This is a genomic window from Paraneptunicella aestuarii (genome assembly GCF_019900845.1).
Classification (GTDB): Bacteria; Pseudomonadota; Gammaproteobacteria; order Enterobacterales; family Alteromonadaceae; genus Paraneptunicella; species Paraneptunicella aestuarii.
In genome coordinates this window covers 287,517-312,124 of sequence record NZ_CP074570.1, presented here as the reverse complement: position 1 = coordinate 312,124, position 24,608 = coordinate 287,517, and the positions used below count along the sequence as shown (strand labels likewise).

The 24,608-nt window shown below is 42.4% G+C and carries 16 protein-coding genes; 12 read left to right on the top strand and 4 right to left on the bottom strand.

Features of this window, described 5'->3' with window-relative positions:
• The first annotated feature begins 303 nt into the window (after positions 1-303).
• The 5 genes from KIH87_RS01325 to KIH87_RS01305 all read left to right on the top strand — a co-directional run bounded on the left by KIH87_RS01325 (position 304) and on the right by KIH87_RS01305 (position 4,717).
• Entirely contained in the window at positions 304-936 is a 633-nt protein-coding gene (locus KIH87_RS01325; RefSeq protein ID WP_232359740.1) for a cytochrome b/b6 domain-containing protein, read from the top strand.
• A gap of 156 nt (positions 937-1,092) precedes the next feature.
• Positions 1,093-2,433 (top strand): lysine-sensitive aspartokinase 3, encoded by a 1,341-nt coding sequence (gene lysC, locus KIH87_RS01320; protein ID WP_232359739.1) that lies wholly within the window; start codon positions 1,093-1,095, stop codon positions 2,431-2,433.
• A gap of 762 nt (positions 2,434-3,195) precedes the next feature.
• Positions 3,196-3,465 (top strand): type II toxin-antitoxin system Phd/YefM family antitoxin, encoded by a 270-nt coding sequence (locus KIH87_RS01315; protein WP_232359738.1) that lies wholly within the window; start codon positions 3,196-3,198, stop codon positions 3,463-3,465.
• Positions 3,466-3,765, top strand: coding sequence for a type II toxin-antitoxin system RelE/ParE family toxin (locus tag KIH87_RS01310; protein WP_232359737.1), 300 nt, complete (start codon positions 3,466-3,468; stop codon positions 3,763-3,765).
• Positions 3,766-4,288: 523 nt separating this feature from the next.
• Positions 4,289-4,717 (top strand): hypothetical protein, encoded by a 429-nt coding sequence (locus tag KIH87_RS01305; RefSeq protein ID WP_232359736.1) that lies wholly within the window; start codon positions 4,289-4,291, stop codon positions 4,715-4,717.
• Between the two features lie 70 nt (positions 4,718-4,787).
• Here the strand turns inward: KIH87_RS01305 and KIH87_RS01300 are convergent, their stop codons facing one another.
• Positions 4,788-8,018, bottom strand: a complete 3,231-nt coding sequence (locus KIH87_RS01300; RefSeq protein ID WP_232359735.1) for an ATP-binding protein — start codon at positions 8,016-8,018, stop codon at positions 4,788-4,790.
• 318 nt (positions 8,019-8,336) lie between these two features.
• Here KIH87_RS01300 and KIH87_RS01295 point away from each other — a divergent pair, with 318 nt between their 5' ends.
• From KIH87_RS01295 to KIH87_RS01280, 4 genes are read left to right on the top strand one after another with little or no spacing between them, the layout of a single operon-like run.
• Positions 8,337-10,481 carry a TonB-dependent receptor plug domain-containing protein gene (locus KIH87_RS01295; protein WP_232359734.1) on the top strand — a complete coding sequence of 715 codons (2,145 nt, stop codon included), beginning with the start codon at positions 8,337-8,339 and terminating at the stop codon, positions 10,479-10,481.
• Positions 10,482-10,514: 33 nt separating this feature from the next.
• Positions 10,515-11,072 (top strand): YfiR family protein, encoded by a 558-nt coding sequence (locus KIH87_RS01290; RefSeq protein ID WP_232359733.1) that lies wholly within the window; start codon positions 10,515-10,517, stop codon positions 11,070-11,072.
• On the top strand, positions 11,069-14,056 hold the full coding sequence (locus KIH87_RS01285) for a response regulator (protein WP_232359732.1): 2,988 nt from the start codon (positions 11,069-11,071) through the stop codon (positions 14,054-14,056). The genes KIH87_RS01290 and KIH87_RS01285 overlap by 4 nt, the downstream gene beginning before the upstream one ends.
• A gap of 1 nt (position 14,057) precedes the next feature.
• Positions 14,058-14,516, top strand: coding sequence for a DUF4442 domain-containing protein (locus tag KIH87_RS01280; protein ID WP_232359731.1), 459 nt, complete (start codon positions 14,058-14,060; stop codon positions 14,514-14,516).
• A gap of 84 nt (positions 14,517-14,600) precedes the next feature.
• On the opposite strand, the gene KIH87_RS01275 is transcribed toward KIH87_RS01280, so the two are convergent.
• The gene (locus KIH87_RS01275) at positions 14,601-15,878 is read right to left on the bottom strand and encodes a cystathionine gamma-synthase family protein (protein ID WP_232359730.1); all 1,278 of its coding nucleotides are present in this window, start codon (positions 15,876-15,878) and stop codon (positions 14,601-14,603) included.
• Positions 15,879-16,154: 276 nt separating this feature from the next.
• Between KIH87_RS01275 and KIH87_RS01270 the strand changes: the two genes are divergently transcribed.
• The 3 genes from KIH87_RS01270 (at position 16,155) to ovoA (ending at position 20,802) form a co-directional block, all read left to right on the top strand.
• Positions 16,155-17,216, top strand: a complete 1,062-nt coding sequence (locus KIH87_RS01270; protein ID WP_232359729.1) for a DUF3103 family protein — start codon at positions 16,155-16,157, stop codon at positions 17,214-17,216.
• 305 nt (positions 17,217-17,521) lie between these two features.
• Entirely contained in the window at positions 17,522-18,661 is a 1,140-nt protein-coding gene (locus tag KIH87_RS01265) for a hypothetical protein (protein WP_232359728.1), read from the top strand.
• Positions 18,662-18,681: 20 nt separating this feature from the next.
• The gene (ovoA, locus tag KIH87_RS01260) at positions 18,682-20,802 is read left to right on the top strand and encodes a 5-histidylcysteine sulfoxide synthase (protein ID WP_408635777.1); all 2,121 of its coding nucleotides are present in this window, start codon (positions 18,682-18,684) and stop codon (positions 20,800-20,802) included.
• A gap of 104 nt (positions 20,803-20,906) precedes the next feature.
• Here ovoA and ribA read toward each other — a convergent pair whose 3' ends face one another.
• Entirely contained in the window at positions 20,907-21,539 is a 633-nt protein-coding gene (ribA, locus tag KIH87_RS01255; protein ID WP_232359726.1) for a GTP cyclohydrolase II, read from the bottom strand.
• Positions 21,540-21,664: 125 nt separating this feature from the next.
• A complete protein-coding gene (locus KIH87_RS01250) occupies positions 21,665-24,565 on the bottom strand; it encodes an EAL domain-containing protein (protein ID WP_232359725.1) in 2,901 nt (966 codons plus the stop codon).
• Positions 24,566-24,608: the final 43 nt, after the last annotated feature.

The following is a 24,608-nucleotide window of genomic DNA, read 5'->3' as shown; positions in this document are numbered from 1 at the left end:
TGGAACCGTAATTTAGCCTTAAGCACCAAAAGACCTCATATTATGATTCCCTGCTCAACAAGTTTTTAGCAGGGAATCATCTATACCTCTTATCGAATTACCTCGAATCTAATTTGCTTAATCCACAAGCTTTTCTTAACTCAAATCAAAATAGAATCCGAAAGTTAGCCGTCAACATAGAGAAAAATAGACATATGTCCCATGCTTTTGCATGATGTGTCCGATGGAGAAATAGCGTCTATTTCACTATGGTTAACTCATCTAATGTTGAAAACCTGATTTTGGTTTAAGGAGATTTTACCAATGACTACACCTCAAACTCATTGGGTTAAAGTATGGGATCTTCCCGTACGTATTTTTCACTGGGCGCTTGTTGCGGCTTTTGTGTTTTCATATATCACAGGGGAAGAAGACACAACACTGCACTCGTATTCCGGATACTTCATTACAGGCTTGGTGATCTTCCGCATTGTTTGGGGGCTGATTGGCAGCCACTACGCTCGATTCTCCGAGTTCCTTTATTCTCCTCGCACTGTGTTAAATTACATTCACGACATGCGAGCTGGTAAGGGCAAGCGCTATCTAGGGCACAATCCGGCTGGTGGCTATATGATCGTTGCCATGCTAATGACCTTGTCTGTCGTTGTATTGAGTGGTATGAAACTCTACGCAGAAGAAGAAGGTAAAGGCCCATTTGCACAAAACAATGTCATTTCCATGCAAGTCATTGCAACTGCTCGCGCTTCGGATGATGACGATGAGAAAGAGCATGGGGAACATGAAGATGAGTTCTGGGAAGAGGTTCACGAAACAGCAGTGAACTTTATGATCCTGCTTGTTCTGCTACATATTGGCGGCGTAGTGATGTCTGGTAAGAAGCACGATGAAAATCTGGTTTCAGCCATGATATCGGGTAAAAAGCGTGATAATGAATAGCAATCGTCTTTGAGGAGCATTTTTATATGCTCCTTTTCTCATCCGGGTTCTCATACACGCCATAAATGGTCTATCTTTTTCTTTGCGCACTGGTAAAACCGAATCGGTTCATATTATCATCGCACCTCTTTTTAACCGACATCACAAGAAATATTAATGGCACTTACAATCGCGAAATTTGGCGGCACCAGCGTAGCAAGTTACGAAGCAATGCAGAATTGTGTACGTATCGTTAACCATAATCCTTCATGCAAACTGGTCGTGACCAGTGCTCCGGCAGGCATTACCAATCATTTGGTTAGCTTGGGCAGAGGCGGACTTTCGACTGAGCAACGTGATGACATTATTGAAAAGATCCGTACTCAAGTGTCCGGTATCTGTGAGCAGTTAAAGGAACCAGAACTAGTTAAAAAGAAAATGATGCACCTTCTGGCAGATATGGAGCAAATTGCGCTTGTTCCAGAACTTCCCAACAGCTTGGCATTTCAGGATAAATTACTGTGCTACGGTGAACGTTTAGCGTCTTTGTTGTTAACTGCCTGCATCAATGAAAGCGGTAAACAAGCAGTAGAGTTTGACGTTCGAACAGTAATGCGCACCGATAACAATTTTGGCTCAGCCAATCCAGACATTGAAGTATTAGCTGAATTAGCCAAGGAGAAACTACAGGTATTATTAAAAGATTCTGTTGTGGTTACCCAAGGTTTTATTGGTGAAACGGAAGACGGGCAAACCACCACACTGGGTCGCGGTGGTTCAGACTATACAGCCGCGTTGTTGTCTGAAGCTTTAAAAGCGAGAAAATGTGAAATATGGACAGATGTACCGGGAGTCTTTAGCACTGATCCACGCATTGTTTCTGACGCCTACCCATTGCCAGAACTAAGCTATGATGAAGCCGCTGAAATGGCAAACTTCGGTGCAAAAGTGCTACACCCGGCGACATTAGCGCCCACTTTGCGCAACAATATTCCGGTTTTTGTTGGCAGCACTAAAAACCCTGAATTGGGGGGCACAACCATTGTTAAGGATTGTCAGGAAGAACCCACTTTTCGTGCCATTACTCGCCGAGGCAACCAACAGTTAGTGACCTTACACACTCCCAAACTGGAGCGTGCCAGCCAATTCATTGGCAAAGTCTTCCAAACTCTGGATAACTACGGCCTGAGCATTGATTTGATCACTACATCAGAAACGTCGATTTCTCTCACCTTTAATGCCGTTCATGAATCGAACCTGGCAGAAGCATCCAAGCTGGCATTAGCGGATCTGGCAAACATCTGCGTTGTTGAAGTTACTCCAAATCTGGATTTGATTACGATTGTCGGCAACAAGCTACATGCGAAAAACGGTTCTGCCGGTGAAATATTTGAAGTGCTACGCAATGTGCGTATCAGAATGATTTGTTACGGTGCTAATCCACATAATATTTCATTCCTGGTTGAAGATAGTGAAAGCACTGAAGTTATCAAGAACTTGCACAAGTCTCTTTTATAATCAAATTATCCTGTCATTCAATTCCCCTTATCAAAGGCTCTTTGTTAAGGGGAAATTAAAATTCAGACAGAATAATCTGAATATCAACATTTCATTTCTCAAGTAATAACTCAACGTTACTTATCATAGCGACTTAATAACTAGCATGCGGCACGAGTTTGGCTACTATGCTGAGAACAAGTTAACAAGCTATCAAATTCATCATTTTGCATGCTTTCTAAATACAACTAGTGGCAAAGTTTTAGCGCTGAAAGGCGTCACTTGGATTTACCAATACCTATCTAAAGATAAACCGCCTCATATAGAAAAGCGCGCTCAAAATTCGATTAACGGCTTAATCACATCGATACTTGATACTCATAGATTTGACCGATTACCAGAAAATAGTAGGAAATCTATTTTGGGATTATTAAAATTGTTGGCGGACTGTCAAAACACCAAATCTATGGAGTTATATAAAAAACTTGCCGCATAGTTAGCCTAGTATCAACAGATAGATTTGACTAAATGTCAGCCTAAAAGAAGTACTAGCATATTGTTAACGGATAAAGAGCAATCTGATTCAGGCTAAACAAATGGTAACAAGTTTGCTAGATGATTAACGAAGAACCTATCGAGGGTAGGTAGTATCTAAGATTGGGCAGGGAAAGTTCGTTCTACTAATTTGAAGCAAGCACATCCACACTGATACATTTCACATTGAGACCAGTAAATAGGTGCTATATACTGGTCTATATACCTTAGAGTTAAGAGGCTGACCCAATGCAAACAAAATTCTCGGAAGACGTTATTCCCCTTAAAGATCTGAAAGTTAACCCCGGAAGAGTGGTAAATCACGCCAAAGATACCCGTCGTCCTGTGTTACTTACCAGTCGTGGTCGAGGTGTTGCCGTCATGCAGGGTCTTGAGGAATATGAAAAAAGCGAAGAGGAAAAAGAATTCATGAAAGCTGTGGCAGCGGGCCTAATGGAGGTTCGAGAAGGAAAAGAGTTAGAACTGAATGAAGTAAAGAAAAATTTGGGTATTGAATAAGTGAAAATATTCGTATCTAACTCAGCATACGGTGATCTAGAAAGTATTAAAGAATACTATAAGGAAGAAGGTGTTCCCCATATTGGCAAGCAATTCATCTCGGCCATCATTGAGCATGTTCAAACGTTAGTTGATAATCCAGATATTGGGCGGGTAGTACCAGAATTTGCAGAAGAAAGAATACGAGAATTAATTCATTCTCCCTTCCGGATTGTTTACTTAAGAGAACAAAACTCAATACATGTCATCCGTGTATGGCGCAGTGAGAGACTAATGAAGCTTCCAGAAAATGAAATATAGTAGTTGCATTTGGCGAAGTATCTGGCTTGGACACTTTTGACTGATACCCCGCCTTTAAAACCACATTATTTAAGATCAAACAAATGGTGACAAGGATGGTGACAAAAATAGAAGGTGAAACCAAAAACCCGCTACAAAGCCAATAATAAAATGCCTTCCTTATTAGTACCCAACAAACAGATCCAAAAATCCTATCAAAAATAAAATATTGACACTCCATAAATTATCCATTTAGACTAATTCGACAATTAAATTTATTACCAAAACATTTGAATCTAAAAGATATCATCATCTTTAAGATTAAATATTAATTCAAGGAAGAATTATCATGATAAATGAACAAGTTATTCATTTGCCTATTAATGTGAATTTCACGCATTCCGCCGACTCCACAACATTACCAATCATTGAACGCTCTCACTTATTCAAGTCCTGTTCTTGAGATAAGAAACGAAGCACATCAATCATTTTACTCACGTTAAAGATACTCATCAGGAAATTGATTTAAAAGGATTTTTATACCATGGAAAATATTGGAAAACCTAATTTAACAAAAACACACACAGGAAATAACGAATCGAAAAACACCTTAATTCCTGTTCCAGTTAATGTCATCGACATTCTAAATATAGCATGTGAAACAGTGGGAATTTCGAATCAAAAAACATGCACCCTGTTAATTCCATATTTTATAAATATCTTATCGAAAGATGAAATTCCAAGACAAACAGCTTTTGTAAAATTAGAGAATGGATTATTAAAAGGAAAAGCACAGAGAATATTGTTGCTGACAATTCATGAAGACATTTCCCACCAAATCGCCATGTTAAAAGTGAAAGCTTGTCTGCAAACAACATCGGATGTGATCAAGCTGGTTATTCTAAGAATTTATGATGACCTGCTTCTTCATCCAAAGGATTTTATTATTCGTGATTTAAGGCGACTGAGTTAGATGTCGGGATATTCAGAAAAGCGAGAAAATTAACGACGAGTCGATAATGAAGACTATAGTGGCGATAAAGCTATGCACATTCAGTATGGGACAAGAAGCGTCCCATCATTTCTCGAAGCAATTTTAATTCGACAGGTTTCGCCAAATAATCATCCATTCCCGCTCTCACACATTTATCTTTGTCTCCTGACATCGCATTAGCGGTTAACGCCACAATGGGAATGTCACGATATCCATCGCCACAAAAACCATTACGAATTTCCCGAGTAGCGACAAAACCATCCATTTCAGGCATCTGACAATCCATTAAAATCAACTGAAAATGCCCCGGATTAACCTTCAACATTTCCAATGCATCTTTACCATTAACAGCCGTACCTGTGAGGATCCCCATATTGTGCAGCATATTTAAAATTACTTCGACATTGATATGGTTATCTTCAACAACCAACACATGTGTATTATCGAAGCGCTCAATACCTGATGATTTTTTACTCGTTTTTAGCGACTTATCCAAACTGCGTAGAGCGAGAAAAAGACTTTTGGGTGTAACGGCATAACTACATATCGACGAGTATCCGTCCGTTTCCTGTAGAGCAACCGAGTCACTAATGTTGCTCAGCACAATAACAATATCTCCATCAGCGATAACAGCTTTACAGAAATCCATACATTCCTGATACAGAAGCTGATCGATAAACACTAATAACGGCAGGGAGGACTGACGAGATGCTTTGGAATGCTCATAGGCTTCCTGAAAATCACTAATACTGTGAATTTTTAGAAGCTTGGCATGCCACTGCTCCAATAAGGGATTGAGTACGACCTCACGCCCCTTGGATACAAACACCAATACACGATCAAACTGACTACCAAGCTCACATTGATATTCCGTTTCACGCTGAGCAACACCAAGCTGAATTGAAACACGGAATTCACTACCCACCTCTATTCGGCTTTCTAGTTCAATACCACCATTCATTAACTTACAGATGCGGTTAGCTATCGACAAGCCAAGCCCCGTGCCACCAAAACGCCGGGTTGTCGAAGAATCGGCCTGGCTAAAAGGCTGAAACAGTTTATTTTGCTGCTCTTCTGAAATCCCGATCCCTGTATCTTTAATAGTAAATTGAACATGAGTAGTATCGCTTACCGTGTTGCTTCCACAATTGACGCTAATGTAACCATACTGGGTAAACTTGATAGCATTACCAATAATATTCGTAAGTATCTGGCGTATCCGGTAAGGGTCTCCCTTAACCCAGTCTTGTTCGACCTCGGCACAATCCAGATACAAATGAAGATTCTTATTCTGTGCCTGTAAAGAGTGAGATTCAATGACATCACTCACGAGTTCTATGAGGCTAAATTCCATTTCTTCCATATCCAAATGCCCCGCCTCAATCTTGGAGAAATCCAGAATATCGTTAATCAAGGTGAGCAAGGAATGAGCGCTGGATTTAGCAATACTGACCTTACGTTTATCCTCTGGATCTAATTCCCTCTGCTCCAACAATTCCAACATGCCTAACACCCCATTCATTGGCGTTCTGATTTCATGGCTCATCGTAGCAAGAAACTCAGATTTGGCCTTGTTAGCCTCGTTTGCATCACTAAGCGCAGTTTCCAGTTCACTGGTTTTCTGACGAACAATCTCTTCCAGATTCTTATTAAAATCTTCCAATTCCTGGTTTGCCTGCTGGGTTTCTCTATTTGCAGCATGGAGGGATTTAATCGTTTCGCTTAAGGTACTGGAAAATTCCTGAATCACAGGTTTGATAGTATTAATTTCCGTTAATAGTGATGGCTCCAGTCGCAGATCTAACGTGTCATAAGCCCGGGATTTATTCACTGCCAGCAACTTGGTATTCAAATCAACTAAGGGTCTGGACAAACGGTTCGCCAATCGGGTCACGATGAAGAAGCTAATCGTCATGAAAATAGTCAAAAACAGGAGAGAACTTACAACATAAGTGGATATATCTTCTTCGTAATACTCTACCGGTAGCAAAGATACTGTTGTCCACCCCAGAGCATTCGATACTTTATGGTTAAGAATATAAAAGCGCTTATTGGCAGCCATAAAATAGTAAGTCGATGGGCTCTCAATATGTCGAATAAGCCCTGAGTCGCTTAGCCCTTGTAAAAAGTGATAACCCAAGCCACTTGACGCATAAATCACTTTTTGATTCGAATCGAACACCAATAAAGATTCCGTTTCATGTACGGCTTTTCTATCGAGTTGAGCCAATTTGTTCAGGTTCAACGACGCTTCGATGACCCCGGTAAAGCGGCCTTTAATCAATATTGGACTGGATAATGCGATGATGGGATCTGTGCCAAACCCACGTCCTTGAAATACATCAGACACATAAGGATACAGAGTTGTTTTAGGCTGTTGAAAATAATCACGATCCGACACATTCAGTCCCTGCTCAGCGACGGTAGCCATTAAATCAGGAGGTGACGCTGCGATTATCTTCCCATCGGCGTCCGTCACCAGCATTGTCAAAATATCAGGATAGGTATCGACTATATCCTTCAATACAGGCATCCAATTTGAGCTCATATTGGTGTCTCTCGCCATTCTGGCTGCCATCTGCAAAGCGCCAGTATGAGAACTGATAAAAGACTGCATTTGATGTGAAATATGTAACGTTTCGATCTCCAATTGCTTGTTTATCTCCCGTAACTTCACTTTCTGATAATTCGCCAACCACAGGTACGAGTTGGTAAGAACTCCCAAAGTCAGTACGATTAATACAGCAAGCGAAATGAAGCGGCTGAAAGACACTTCCATATTCCATTTGGTAACAAAGAAGCGTGACAGGAAAACAGCAAGAAGATAGCCAAGAAGAATATTTAAAACACCATTGACGAAATACTTCACGATAATGGCTTGTTTAGCCACATCGATATAACTGCTAAGCCAATAATATTCGACGGTGACAATCGCTGAGCCTAGCGTTATCCAATATAACAGCCCAGCAAAAATAACGTGCTTTTGCTTTGCTCTGGCATACCCGAGCGCCAAGATTTCACCGGCGAAGGGCAGAACAATTAATAAATGAGACCAACTCCAGAAGGTAGCAACGGAAGCGACAATAGAGCACACAAGACCATAGCGCCATCCCCATAACAAGGTAACAGCAACAGCAATGACATTACCGAAAGCAAACTCTGCTCCAGTAAAAAAAGGCACAGTAAACAGATTAATAACAGCGCCCAGCAATGCAAAAGCCGCACAGGCCCAAAGTCTACGCCGCCCTTCGCATTGCAAACGCTCAAATATATTGATCAAAATTTAGCAGCTCATGTTTTACAGCACGAAAAACCTCAAAATCGGAAGTTCCTTTTATGCCCTGCTAATTCATTCTCCTTATTTCCGTGCTTGATAGTCCTGATTATCATTAAATATAGCAATGAAAGTACAAATTACCTGATATTTGCAGTTCTACCTTAGTCGTACATACTCTCTCCATTACAGTAAAATACGCCGTTCAAACACAAAGTATCCAACAGATTAGAAGCAAAGCTATTGCGCACTGGTATACAATATCGGGAATAATCCAGAAAGATGTTATTTCCCACATGCTACAAATGAGCAGAGGTAGTTATTTTGCATAACTCTTTTTCGCCTAATCCATTTCACAAATTCATTCTGGCTCTAAGTGCCGCAACTTTTTCCTTAAATACCTTTGCCGCCCAAATTAGCGAACTGGATTTTGAGGAACTGTTCAATGTGAAGGTGGTGGAATTAGCCTCTGGCATTGAGCAAAAAGTTAATAAAGCATCCTCTGTGGCATCTGTTATCACTGAGGAAGATATCAAGGCATCTGGCGCACTAACACTGCATGAAGCACTGGAAATGGTTCCAGGCATTCACATTGTGCCCGCTTCGCTTGCAGATATGTTTCCCGTCATTAGTTTCAGAGGAATGTTTACCAATAGAAACCCTCATGTACTTATTCTAATGGATGGAAAACGAATTTCTTCTTTTAACTCCAATGGGTTAGCACCAAACCTCTATTTATCCACATTTAATATTGAGCGCATAGAGGTGATTCGAGGCCCGGGTTCTGCGCTTTATGGTACGGACGCCTTTGCGGGCATCATCAATATGGTGACAAAAAAGCCCGTTGCTAAAAACAAAACCGATGTTTCAATTAGTGCGGGCTCTTTTAATCATCAAAGAATCACGGCTCGCAGCAATATTCATTTTGCTAATACATGGCAGGGAGAATTGTATGCCGAGCACATAGAACGTAACGAAGATACCAGTCGTATTGTCGACGCAGATATACAAACTCTCTTTGATTCCCTATTCGGTACGCAAGCTTCTCTTGCATCTGGATATTTGGATGACTCCATAAACAATACGTCAATAGGTGCTCAAATCAGCAATGAACACTGGAGAATTGCCACCCGTTATTGGAAAAACGACGCACCGTTATTTTTAGGTGTGGCCAACGCGCTTGATCATGAAGGCGAAAGAAAGCAAAAAGGGCTATCCACTACGTTTGAATACCGTACAGAAACCCTGTTTGAGTCATGGCGTTTTGAACCCAGTCTGCATTACGAAACGATTGAAGATTTGCCACTTTGGCATCTATTTCCTGATGGTGCGACCCTGCCAATCGGTTCCGATGGCAACATCAGCCTTACCCAACCTATCGCAATGATAAACTTTCCCGATGGAGTAATCGGACGCCCTACCAGTAAAGTCACGTTCACAGAAATTGAGCTTCCCTTGCTTCAAATGAATGTAAAAAAGCATCAAATTCGCTACAGCTTAGGGTATCAATATACAAAATACGAACATGAAGAAAGCAAAAACTTTGGCCCAGGCGTATTGGATATAACCCAATCAATCGCGAGTTCAGAGCTAACTAATGTAACTGGTACCCAATATATATTTTTGCCAAACGAGATTCTCCATAACATCAATGCAAGTATTCAGGACATTTGGAATATCACTGATAACATTGAGATGACTCTAGGTGTAAGGTATGACAACTATTCTCAACTTGGCTCAGCCATTACTCCACGAGCATCGCTGGTCTGGGAAATTAATAAAAGATGGACAACAAAACTGCTCTATGGAAATGCCTTCCGAACCCCATCCCACTTAGAGCTTAGAGTTAGCAATAATCCAGTAGGAAAAGGAAATCCTGATTTAAACAACGAAACACTGGATTCATATGAATTATCCTTGAGCTACCTTGCATCCAAAACAGCTTGGGGTAACCTGAACCTGTATCAATACAAAGCCATGGATCTCATTGACTATGTCAGGGATAGTGCCGGTGGTAAAAGCACAACCCAAAACGTCAACACGCTAAATGGCAAAGGCTTGGAAATGGAACTGTTCTGGCATCCAAGCGAGCAGTTAAAATTCAATTTCAACTACGCATTGCAATCTACCGACAACTCACTGGCGGGACAGCAACAACCCTTTGTTCCCAAGCAACAAATCTATTTAGAAGCTCGCTGGCTTCCTGATGCGCATTGGATTGCCAGCATAAATGTAAAAGGAATATTGGATAGAGAACGCGAGTTGAGTGATAATCGCTCACCAGTACAAGATTACTGGCTAAGCAATGCCAGTGTTCGTTACACAAGAAGTAACTGGTATATTGCTGCCTATATTAAGAATCTATTTAATCAAGACATAAGAGAGCCTGCCGGAATATCGACCGGGGTCACTTATGACTTCCCGATGAACCAAAGACATGGAATGATTGAACTTGGATATTCGTTTTAAATAAACCATAGCGAAAACCAAGCCTGAACGAATATGCGTTGGAAAGCTGGCAAACAAATATTACTTACAATCACTCTGCTGCTCTTGGTCAGTGGCGTGTCTGCTCAGCATTTCAGTACGGAAGCAAAGCTCAAATCAGCATTTATTTTTAACTTTAGTCGCTTGATAGATTGGCCAGAATGGCTATTTGATAAAGAAAAGCCTGTCATCAATATCTGCACTCTGGCAACAGATGAATTAAACAACATCCTGAAGAATTATCAGGGACGACATTCAAACGACTATGCATTCAATCTGGTTCCTCTGAAAAGTGCTGATAATTACCAGCATTGCCACCTGCTTTACGTTGATAAAGAACACCCGGACGCTAACCAGTACATAAAAAAAATAACGAACACATTTGGCATTTTGTTAGTCAGCAACATACCCAATTTCAGCCAATGCCAAGGTGACATAGAAATTACCGCAAGCGAAAACGGAAAACTATCTCTGATAGTCAATCAGTTAAATACCCGAAAATCCGGGCTAAAAATCAGTTCTCGCATACTAATACGTTCAAAAATTTTACAAACGACGGAGTGTCCCGAATGAGCAGTTTCAGGAAACTCAACCTCAAACATAAACTTATCGCGATGATTATGCTGGTAACGACAATGGCATTGTCGGCCACCTATCTGGCAATTATCGCTTCCGAGCTCATTAATATTCGGGATGCGGTGAAAAAAGAGCATTCTAATTACGCAACCCTGATAGGTTTTAACACTGTAGGCTCACTCTTGTTTTCAGATATCAGTACCGCTAATGAAAATCTGAAACTCTTACAAAAGCAGGAAGGCATTTCTGAAGCCCATATATTTGACGAAAACGGTGAACTATTCGCCCATTACTCAAGAGACACAACTGTTGAACAAGAGCAAGCGTTTCTCCCTATAGGGCATGTAAACACACTTCTTAGCGCGGAATTACTACAAAAACACACTCTGTTTACTCAGAATACATTTGAAGTATTCCAGCCCATTATTTACGACGATTCCGTCATTGGATACACCTATTTAAAAGCCGACCTGTCTAACTGGTACGGCATTGCTTTGGTGCATTTTATCGTCGTACTTTTAGGCTTTATTCTTTCTATCGTATTGGCATTTTTTGTCGCAAGACGCTTGCAAGCGTCAATTACCAGTCCAGTTCTTAACGTCGTATCGTTAATGCATGAAGTGGCCACGAAAGAGGATTATCAGGTCAGAGCAGAAATCATAGGGGACGATGAACTTGCCCGTCTGGGAGAAGGCTTTAACGACATGCTGTCTCAAATCGACAAGCACGACAAGGAACTGAACGAATATAAGGCCACACTGGAACAAAAAGTAGAAACGCGCACGCATCAATTGCAGGAAGCCAATAACGCGAAAAGCGAGTTCCTCGCCAACATGTCTCATGAAATCCGAACGCCGATTAACGCCATCATTGGATTTAGTCGATTAACGCTAAAAACCGAGCTTTCACGGGAACAATCCTCAAATCTGACCAAAATATTGGATTCATCTGAAATACTCTTGGGCGTTATTAATGACATTCTGGACTTCTCAAAAATAGAAGCCGGAAAACTGGAATTGGAACATGCCACCTTTTCTATTGAGAGCGTGTTGCAGAAAGCCTTCGGCGTTGTCAGTTTAAGTGCCCATGAAAAAGGGTTAGAACTGATTTCTCACATCGCCAGAGACGTGCCAGACTGGGTAGTCGGCGACCCTTTACGTTTACAACAAATTATCACCAATATATTGAGCAACGCCGTTAAATTTACCGACACGGGTTATGTCTCGATTAACGTTAAAAAGCTGAAAATACCCAACCTGTTGAAACTGGAGTTCGTCATTACAGATACTGGCATTGGCATGAGTGAAGCAAAAACTGAGAAGTTGTTTGAATCCTTCACACAAGCTGATACCTCGACAACAAGAAAATATGGTGGAACAGGATTAGGTTTAGCCATCTGCAAACAGCTTTGCGAACTGATGGGCGGTAGCATATCAGCAGCCAGTGAGGAAGGTATTGGCTCCACCTTCAAATTTAGTATTTGTCTGGAACAGGGGCAGGCACTACCAGAGCAAGATTGCCCAGTATTACCCGACAAGAGCATCAAAGCATTGGTTGTGGACGATATGGAACCTTGTCGTCAATCACTGATGCACATTCTAAAAGAGCTCAACATTCAAGCCGAACAAGCATCAAATGGCGCGGAAGCCGCCGATATGGTTGCACGAGCCAACCTGATGCAAACGCCTTTCGATTTCGTGTTTATGGATTGGAAGATGCCAATGATGGATGGTATTGAAGCGTCAAAACTCATTCAGTCCAACTCTGGAGAATTACCCAGAGTGCTGATGGTTTCTGCCTATGACAAACTAGATGTTAAAGCGCTGGCAGAACCTCTTGGCATTCACCATTTTATTGAGAAGCCGGTATATAAATCGACGATCACTAATGCCTTACTCAGCATTTTCCGCGAAGGAGAAAATCCAGCACCAGACCAGAAAAAGCCAGAAGTTACCATCCCGGATCTAAGCAGCAAGAAATTACTACTGGTTGAAGACAACCGGCTGAACGTAGAAATAGCTAAAGGCTATCTCGCAGAAACCAAAGCTGAAATTGATGTGGCGGAAAACGGTAAGGAAGCGCTGCAAAAATTGGCAGGGGCACACCAATATGATTTAGTGCTGATGGACATACAAATGCCCGTTATGGATGGTTTAAAAGCCACTCAAAAAATTAGAAACGATCTAAAGCAAAAGCTTCCGATTATTGCCATGTCGGCACATGCAATGGCTGGTGACAAAGAAAAAAGCATTGCTGCTGGAATGGATGACCATATCACCAAACCGATAGAACCCAGGGAACTTTACCAAACCATCGCTGAATATTTAGGTAGCGCGGTTAGCACAACCAATACCCTGGTTCATACTGACGCACCGAAAACCTTCATTGAAGAATTTAGAAATATCAGCGGATTGCATCATGACAGTGCGTTAGCTCGATTCAATGGCATGAGTAATTTGTTAGAAAATTTTGTTCGTGATTTCATTCAAGACAACGACAGCAGTGAAATGCTGGACAAAGCATTAAGGGAACAAGATCTACAAGCAATCTTACGGAGTAGTCATACCCTAAAAACCTTGCTGTCATACATAGGCGCATATTCATTAAAAGAATTAGCGGCTGAAATTGAAATAGAATGCATGACAAGTACAAACGTGACCGACTCCATCATATCGAAAGCATTGGTGCTATCATCCAGGCTGAAAACTCTGCTACGCGAATTCAATGCAGCAATCACGCCCATTACTCAAATATCCATACCTTTTAATATGGAAACGGTGCAAAAGAACCTGACTCATCTGATGACCGCACTGAAAAGAGCGGATGCAAGCTCGGAAGAACTGGCGATAACTCTCGCCTGCATGTGCAGAGACACCGAATGGGAAAGTGATATGGAAGAGGTAAGAAAGCTGGCCTGTGATTATGAGTTTGAAGAGGCACTATCCAAAGCACAGCAACTAGAGAAGAAACTGGATTCATAACATGAAAATGACTCCCCCTTTATTAAGACGTATCCTTAATTTTTATCCTCCCTACATTGGGGCTGGCGTAAAGATAGACTATCTCAGTGATGACTGGCGTGAAATGCAGGTTTCTATGAGAGTACGCTGGTACAACCGAAACTATTTTGGCACCCACTTTGGTGGCAGTTTATATTCAATGGTCGACCCACACATCTGCCTAATGCTTACCCAAATTTTAGGGAAAGACTATTTGGTGTGGGACAAGGCTGCTGATATTGATTTTGTCAAAGCGACCAACAAACCCGTTATTGCAAGATTCCACATTACCGAGAGCCAAATAGAAGAAATAAAAGCCAATACAGCCAGTGGAGACAAGTACCTGCCGGAATACGAAGTGGATATTATCGATGAAGAGAAAAACCTCATCGCCAAAGTGAATAAAACGCTCTATGTGCGAAAGAAAAAAGACAGGCGATAACTGGCATAAAAAGCGTAAAGAACGACTATTCCAAAACGAAAAAGCTCCCGGAGGAGCTTTTTTGATTATTGGCTACTATAAAAACTAGTCTTCTAAAGCCTGTTTCAAGTCGGCAATCAAATCTTCAGGATCTTCGATACCGATAGAAATACGGATCAGGCCTTCTGTAATGCCAATAATGTCGCGACGCTCTTTAGGCACACCGGAGTGAGTCATAGCAGCAGGGTGTTGTGCCAAACTCTCTGTACCACCCAAGCTAACCGCCAATTTAACCAGCTTCAGCTTATCAAGAACCGCAAAAGCTTTTGCTTCTCCACCAGCAACTTCAAAAGAGAATGTAGAGCCAGCGCCTTTACATTGCTTTTTGTAAATAGCGTATTGCGGATCGCTTTCCTTAAGCAGTCCAGGGTAATCAATACGAGTAACAACCGGATGCTCATTCAGGAACGCGACTACTTTAGCTGCACCTTCATTAGAAGCCTGCATACGAATTTTCAGTGTTTCCAATGAACGCAAAATCAACCATGCGGTGTTGGAATCCATCGTAGTACCAATACTGTTACGTACTCTACGGATTCGGGTGATCAATGCTTTACTACCAGAGCAGCTACCACCAACAAGGTCAGAGTGACCGCCAACGTACTTGGTCAGTGAGTACAAACACAAATCAGCACCATGTGCCAAAGGCGTTTGCCACAATGGGCCAAGCATTGTGTTATCAACTGCGATAACAGGAGCCACGTCTTGATCGCTGGCAATCTTGTCAGCCACTTCGCGACACGCTGCGATATCAACCAGGTTATTGGTTGGATTGTCTGGCGTTTCCAGCAAGATAACGGAAATATTACCCATACTCTTGGCTTTATCCAGTGCCGCTTTGTAGGCATCAATACCTTCGCTGGACATAAAACCAACCGCATGAATACCCATCTGCTTCAACATACCGTTAATTAAAGTATCCGTTCCGCCATAGATAGGCTCAGAATAAACAATAACATCACCAGGTCTGGACAGGGCAAGCAAGGTAGTTGAAATAGCTGACATACCACTTCCGGTAATAGCGCAGTCTTCTGCCCCATCCCAGATAGCGATACGGTTCTCGGCAATTTCCAGAGTTGGGTTATTAAAACGAGAATAAACCAATCCTGCTTGCTCACCTTCAGCTAAAACACGACGACCAGATACAACATCGAAGAAATCTTTACCGTCTCTGGCTGATTTAAATACGAAAGTCGATGTTTGGAAATTAGGACACTTGATTGAACCTTCGGACAATTGAGGATCATAGCCGTAGCCCATCATCAATGATTCCGGCTTAAGCTGGTGTTCGCCGATAGCTTTTTTATTGTAATTTGTTGTCATTATAAACTCCTGCGTAAAAGCGCAAATGGTCTTTTAGCGTAAGATTTAGGTCACGATAAAACCGGGCTAATATACCGCATATTTTTTTGCACTTAAATTTTCCATGCGATATTCATCTGGTAAAAAATCAACTAAGTGTTTGCTATTTGATACAATCATTGGTAACTTTTTGACTCGGTCAAACTACTGGGTCGTTTCTATTCAATGTATGAGCAAAACGTGCAGTTCCCGAGTTTGAGTGGATTCAAAACAATTATCTTTTTTTAGGAATTGACAATGAATAAATTCAAATCTTTGATTGTGGCTACTGTCGCTGCCGTAGGTGCTCTTTCTGCATCTAATGCAATGGCTGCGAGCGAGCAAGCAATTGCTAAACAACTCGCTGATAAATTGCAAAACAGCGCAAATGTAAATGCGACTGTTCGTCAGGTTGCTAACTCTCAAATTCCTTTGTTAGTTAACAATTTGATGCCAGAAATTCAAAACCAGCGCTACATTGGCGCAGGCACTACCAAGAACACTGAAGTATGGTTACACATGCCAGAAACTCGTGCTTTAGCAGACGACATGTCTGACTTGGTTATTGCTTTCCCTCCTGCTGGTGATGAAAACGAGTGGACTGAAGTAATTGGTTATGACTTAAAAGGCGGTACGGTAACGATGGACGTTGATAACGCTCCTAACTTCCCTGTACTTGTTGTTGAAGACCATGGCTACCACGCGATGAAAGATGGCATTGCCAAAATCAACAGCTTATTGCAAGCTAAAGGTCTGCAAAAAGGTAACTCTACTGAGCGTTTCGATGAGTACACACCTTCTGCAGGTTATGATGCCAAGAAACTTACCAGCATCAGATTAAACAATGACCAAGAGCCGTGGATCAAAGGCGCTGCAGAGATTTATTCTTTGGTAACTGGCGTACTACCTGGTAACGAGCCTCAAATCATCGCAGTTGACATGCCTTATCTGGATCACGATGGTACTACTTACTATCCAAACCAATTGGTCATCAACTGGAGCAACTACAACTACCAAGTAGTAGATATGCTTTACTACGAAGCTGACGGCAACACTAACTACAAAGAGTTAGTTCAAGCGTTGATCACTGCTGTTGGTGCAATTGGTAGCTTGGCAGGCTGGCCACCAGCAACTGCTTTGGCTGAAATCACTAACCGTGTTATCGATGCTACTCCTAGCTCTTGGTACACTGATGACGATGATTTCGTTGATGCGTGCTACACGTTGGAAAAAGGCAAAACTTACAGCGGTTTCAGATGTGCTGGCGCGAATGCGACTATCAGCATGGTACCTTTCTACGTTCAGTCTAACCTGAAGTAATCAATTTATAGCTTCTGACTTCAACGTCACTAGCAATCTTGATTTTCAAAGGCGATGCTATATGCATCGCCTTTTTCATTCTTACTGTCACCAATAAAAACAGGTTACAAATATCTACTTGCAAGCCCGAAATCATTACTGTATTTTCATCCAGCGAAATTGGCAGTCTTGGTATTACTGATATTTAAGAACAGTGGACTAAAATCAGTGAAATACTTCGCAGTTAAAGCAGCATAGCATCGGCTATATTGAGATAATTTAATAAATCTAAAACGTGCTAACTGACGGCTATACAGGACGATTTTGTGAAACAACAACAAGGTGCTAACGCTTTTCAAAGCAACTTGCTGCCAACCCTACAATCCCTCACTGAAAAACTTGTGCAACAAGGTTTCATCCCCAAAGTTCATTTTGAATTGGAAGGCGCTTATAGCCCAGCCAAGTCACATCAAGCGTTAGATTTCCATGCGGTAAACCAAAAGCTTAAAACGGCGAATATTGCTGGCGAATTAAAAACGGAATACTGGCAATATCAGTGGGAATACGTCTCTCATTATCATGATCAAACACCCGCAGAAGAAGCCCAACATCTAGCTAATGCCATCTTTCAGCTGCCGGGCATTATGAAGCAATGCGGTGCACAGGAAGTATTTTTAAAGCCTGTTGTATGGGGAGGAGATCAAGGGCGCTACATTCAAGGTTCTTCCTCTATTTTTTCAACTGACCGCCGCCCAGTTCACATACCAAATGCCGTTCAGATAAACGTAAGCATCCAGGATTTAAACAAAAAAAACCTTATTGCAACCACATCACTTGGCGAATGGTTACAGTGGCATCTTCTACAAACCAGCTATGCCTGTTGTTTACTTTTTTTACCGGAAGAAGACGCCTTTCATCGTTTAGGATTACGACATAATTACAGCCTGGATGCCGAATTAAGTTCCCCTTTTGAATTATCAGGGGGACATCAGGGTAGCATTGCGCTATATCGAGAAAAAGGTAAGCATAATCAAGATATGGGTATCGTCCCTTTGCTCTATGGAAGTCATGATCAAGTACTGAGTTATCATCAAGACTGGCACAGCACTGCCCGAATAGAACATAGATTGGGCGCAACCAGTCAGCACTATGACCCTTACCTCAACGTACTCTTCATTTTATTAAATATATTGGAAGCAATCGAATCCTGGCAGATACACCCCGGATTTCCCCCCCAATATACAACCAAAGCATTACCCAAAAGCCTTTATGACAATAATAAAGAAACAGGGGCAATATCCCTGTTTAAACAAGACTATTGGTTATCAAAAACGATAGCCAAACACTTAAACACAGAATTTGAGGAACCACAGTTACAGCCTCAGACTCCCCATCCACTAGCAGCACAGATAATCCATCATCTGATGTTGCGCTATGAGCAGAATTCAACTATTTCATTACAGTAACCATGTATGCAGGAGCTAACGTGAACAACGAAAAACTCACTCATCTAAGCAAGCCGCCCTTTTTAAGCGGACAAGACATTGAACAAAAGCGGAGTGAGCTAAAACACTATTTTATCGAGACCTGGGAACTGTACGAGTCCCTGTTCAGCCTTATCAACAACGACAAAGCCTATTACCTGCGCCCAGAGCCGTTGCGGCATCCTTTGATTTTCTACTACGGGCATACGGCGACCTTCTTTGTTAACAAACTGATACTGGGGAAATACCTTCGAAAACGCATAGAGCCGCATCTGGAATCCATCTGTGCTGTCGGCGTGGATGAAATGTCTTGGGACGACTTAAAACCGGATAATTATCAATGGCCAACTGTGTCTGCCGTTCGAGAATATCGCCACAAGGTGAAAGCACAGGTTTTGCAACTGATTGATGATGCCTCCTTAACACTCCCTATCACCCAAGACTCTTTCGCCTGGCTCATCTTAATGGGTATTGAGCACGAACGTATTCACTTGGAAACTTCCTCCGTCATTATTCGTATGCTGGACTTGAAATACCTCACGCCTAACAGCAATTGGCGCAGTTGCAACGAATCCCATTCAGCGCCAGAAAATCAGTTAATCCCGGTGCAAGGGAAAACACTTCGCTTGGGCAAACCCGAATCTAACAACACTTATGGCTGGGATAACGAATACGGGTTCGAAAACGTTGCCGTTAACAATTTTAAAGCCAGCCAATACCTTGTCAGCAACGATGAATTCATGACGTTTGTAGAAGCGGGGGGATATCAAGACGGCAAATGGTGGACTGAAGAAGGGCAAAAATGGCTAGGCTACACACAAGCCAAAATGCCTCGTTTTTGGCTCTATCGCGACGGCAAGTATTGGCAACGTAATCTACTGAACGAACAGCCACTTCCGGCTGATTGGCCTGTTGAAGTTAATTATCTGGAAGCCAAAGCCTTCTGTAACTGGTTAGCTTCCAGAAAAGAAACTCATATTCGCTTGCCAACCGAAGCAGAATGGCAAGTAATGCGCGACACACTAAACACCGATTTACCTTATTGGGAATCGGCTCCGGGGAACATCAACCTGGAGCATTATGCTTCTTCTTGCCCAGTGAACCAATTTGCCCAAGGCGAGTTTTACGACATTATCGGTAACGTATGGCAATGGACTGAAAGCCCTATCGACGCTTATGACGGCTTTCAGGTTCACCCTCTTTATGATGACTTTTCCACGCCCACATTTGACGGCTTACATAACTTAATCAAAGGCGGCTCCTGGATTTCCACTGGCAACGAAGCAACGCGAGATTCTCGTTACGCATTTCGCCGTCATTTCTTCCAGCATGCCGGGTTTAGATATATAGAAAGTGATTCAGCAGAAGTGCCGATTAAGCCCATCAACCGCTTTGAAACCCAGCCCGAAATCAGCCAGATGCTGCACCATCACTATGGTTCAGGCTCTGGCTCTACCTCCTGCAATGACTTACAACAATTGGCTCAATTGGCAATTCGCTCTAGTGAAAACTTCGGCAAGGCATTAGATTTGGGCTGCGGTACAGGAAGAATGAGCTACGAACTGGCACGCCAATTTGCCCATGTTGATGGCATTGATTTTACCGCACGCCATATTCAACATGCTCTTCACTTTAAGGAACAAGGCTTACTGCGCTACGCCTTACCGGAAGAGGGAGAGCTGCAAAGCTTCCATGAAGTCGATCTGCGTAAGCTTGGTTTGGCGGAACTGGTATCTAAAATCCACTTCGTTCAAGGCGATGCTCACAATCTGAAGCCCCAGTTTGATGGCTATGACCTGATTGTTTGTCATCAGCTATTAGAATTTCTTTATAATCCAATCACATGCTTAAAGAACATTGCTTCTCGAATTAATCACAATGGCATATTAATCGTTAGTAGTGCCTACCAATGGCAGCCTGAATATTCAGAATCATCACACTGGATAGGAGGTAAAAAACGCGATGGTGAAAACCTGACAACGTTTGAAGGATTGCAAGAAGTTCTCAACGCCGAATTCGACTTACTGGATACACAGGAAATTGACACCCAGCTGCGCTTAAATGCAAGAAGCTTCCAACTCACACGCAATCAGGTTTCTATTTGGAAAAAACGCGGAAACTAAGACACAAATACAGGAAATATCAAAGCCGCAAGGATGCGGCTATGGAAGCGGAAAGGAAACGGCTGTCACGAAGTAAAAGCCGCATCCAGACATAGCTTTAGCGATTACTCGTCAGCCGGATCCGTCTTAAACACATGCTGATCAAACTCATGACCTAACTTGCGTGTTTTGGTTTGAATATAGTGGCGGTTGTCATCCGTAATGCCTTGGTCAATTGGCAAACGTTCAACCACATTAATGCCCATGCCTTTTAGCGCGGCAATTTTACGAGGGTTATTGGTCATCAAACGAACCTGATGAATGTTAAGCTCATCCAACATGACTTTACAGATATCATAATCACGCATATCTGCATCAAAGCCCAAATGCTCATTCGCTTCAACAGTATCCATGCCTTGGTCTTGCAGGTTGTAAGCACGGATTTTATTGAGCAATCCAATACCACGCCCCTCCTGACGCAAATACAGGATCACACCCCGCCCTTCTGCAACCACATTTTTCATGGCATTTTCCAACTGAAAGCCACAGTCACACCGAGTGCTAAATAAAGCATCACCGGTTAAACATTCGGAATGAATTCGAATAGACACAACCTCATCAGGCTGCCATTCACCATGAGTGAGAGCGACATGCTCTTGTTGAGTTGCGGTTTCAACAAAACCATAAATACGAAATTGCCCCCAGCGGGTTGGTAATTTTGCTGAACTGACAAGTTGATATTTGGGCGTATCTTGCATGCTGTTTCCAAATTAGGGAGCGAAATAACTCTGGGGGTTTGCTCGAACTAAGGACTATTTATCTTTCGAGAGCATATATAATGGCACTTCGAGGTTTTTCAATAACGAAGTCACTTGCCCGACACTTACCCTTCTAATTCATTAAGAGGGCGAGGCTCGGCAACCCCGTAACCTTGCGCGTAGTCTACACCAATTTTGCCCAGTTCGACCATTACATCCGTTGATTCTACATATTCAGCCACAGTTTCCATGCCCATCGCGAGCGCGACATCTCGCATTGAACGCACCATCGCCATATCAATAGCATCGTTGAGAATGTTCTTCACAAAGCTACCGTCAATTTTTACCAAATCCACAGGAAGTTTTTTCAAGTATTCATAGGAGGAAAAACCCACACCAAAATCATCTAACGCAAACTTACAACCCTTTTCATGAAAAGTGGCCATAAAGGCTAATGTATCCTCCAGCCGAACGATTGCCATGCTTTCGGTAATCTCAAAACAAATCTTGTTATAGGGGATTTGATAACGTTCAAAAGCATCAAGAATGAATAGTTTTAATTCGTTATCAGCAAGAGACTGTCCACTCAGATTAATGTTACAACGCACCAACTCTTGCATGTGCTCAGGGTGTTGAGACAACCATTTGAAGTAATTTTCGATGACCCAGCGATCTATCTTAGCAATCAGCTTATATCGCTCTGCTGCCGGTAAAAAGGAACCCGGCAGTGTCACATTGCCATGTTCATCACGGATACGTAGTAACAACTCGTAGTGATAGCCCTCTGCGACCTTGCGCAAAGGCTGATAAGGCTGGAAATACAAAACAAAGTTGCCCACTTCCAAAGCTTCGTTAATGTGGCTTAGCCAATTCAGTTCCATCTCATAACGCTGCATATGTTCATCATCGGAGGAATAGCAATGAATCTGGTTTCTGCCTTGCTCTTTCGCCACATAGCAAGCGGAATCCGCCATACTTAACATTTGCTCAGGGCTGCTGATGCCAGAATGGTAGTTAACCAGCCCAATGCTGGCTCCCAAAGAGAAAGGGCGGTTTTCCCAAACAAACCGATGTAACTGAATTAATTGCATCAATTCTGCCGCTAGCGATTCAGCCAATTGTGCATTATTACCTGTTAACAGAATGGCAAATTCATCACCGCCCATGCGTCCAAGCAGCCCTTTTGAACCGACCTGACTATAAAGCTTCTGAGCCAATTCTTTTAACAACATGTCTCCGGCTTTATGACCGCAGGTATCATTCACCGCCTTGAACTTGTCCAAATCCAGATACAGTAAAGTCATATCACCGCCAGACTGGCATAAGTCACTCATTGCGTCCGTCAGCTCGGTTTCAAAGTGACGACGGTTATACACGCCAGTTAGGGGATCATGGGTAGCCAAATAAGCCAGGCTGATATGGGTTTGCTTACGTTCAGTAATGTCCACAACAGAACCAAAAAGTAAGTGTTTACCACCGTCTTCACATAACTGAACGGAGATAGATAACCAGAACTCATTATTGTCGTGACGTAGACCGCGGATTTCTCGACCAATGGCATTTTCTTCTTTCGCAAGTTGTTCGAGCAAAAGTGACAACTCTTGTTGATTCGCGAACAGATTGCGAACCGACGCCACATGTTGCAGCATGGTATATTCATCGGCATACCCAAACAACTTGCACATTGCCGGGTTGACTGTGATCAGTTGCCCATCGTAGTTAGCGGTAAACAAGCCTTCTGCTGAATTGCGATAAAAATCATAAAAACGTCGAAGATCACTAATCGCGTTGCTTTGTTCTTCCTGCTTGTTGTGAATGAGCACTTTCTCGTGCGCCTCAACAGACACACCTATGAGCAAAACTCCCATCATCATCAAGGTGCTCAATTGCAAATTGTCAGAAGTGGTCAGTAAAGAGCCTTGTAAAAACCAATAGGTATACAAGAAAACCACCGTGCTAATGGTCGCCCAACCAGCGGCATAAATTTTATTGGGCAAGCTGTTAAACGGATTACGATAGCGAATAGCCAGAAATAAATGTATCAGCACGACTAATGCACCAATCACCGCCGACAGTTCTATTTGCCAATAGGTATTAAGCAACGCCGAACCGATCAACATCACGATAGCACCGAAATAAGTGGCATAACGCCATAAGGTTGGCACTTTATGCAACATGGCGTGAGAGACTTTAGCTGCACAGAAGATTGCCAGGGCAAGCAACACAGTTGTCGTGGTGGACATAATGGCGGTTTGTCCGGTCAACTGCCCTAAAATGCCTTCAACATTCAAGAACAGCAGCACGAAGATCATATTGGATACCGCAAACCAAAAACGTACGGGACTCAGTAAAAGCACATAAGTCACCAGAAAATAGCAAGCCAATACCGCTAACGCACCGGTAAACACGCCAATAAAAGTCAAATTAAGTTGTTCTTTGGCAATTAGAGCAGTGCTCTTCCACAAGGTGGTAGTAAACACCAAAGGCCCGTCCTCCTTGATACGAAAATAGAATTCAACCTCTTCCTGAGGATGGAAGTCGAACGCAATGACAAATTCCCGAAACACAAAAGGGCGATTGCCAAGAGGACGTTTAGACCCTGTCATTACCGACTGCAATATTCGTCCTTGCGCATCCAGCATGTAGATATCAACGAAATCCAGATTGGGATTACCAATGACAAAGGTGTAACGAGATGAAGGAGCGTTGTGATTCTTTATTTTGACATTGCCCCACAACACCTGATTATCCTGTAAGGGAGAGGCAGAATATGAAGAGTCCCAATTTTGAAAGCGCTTAATATCAGACAGTTGAACTTCCGCACCCAAGCGCACAATACGAAAATGCTCTCCCACATTCACTTTATTGGTGGCATCAGTGATTTCAACTTCCGCATTCAGGCTATTGTTAGCTTTTTCGTCTTCAATAAGTTTGGGGGCTCCCTGCGTAAAAGGCACAGCAAACAACATCAGCAAGAAAGCCAAATAGAATCCAAAGTTTAAAGGAATACGTAAACTTACATTCATACATTTATGTTGCCGCTTGTTTGGCTATGCCTTCTTTCTGAAC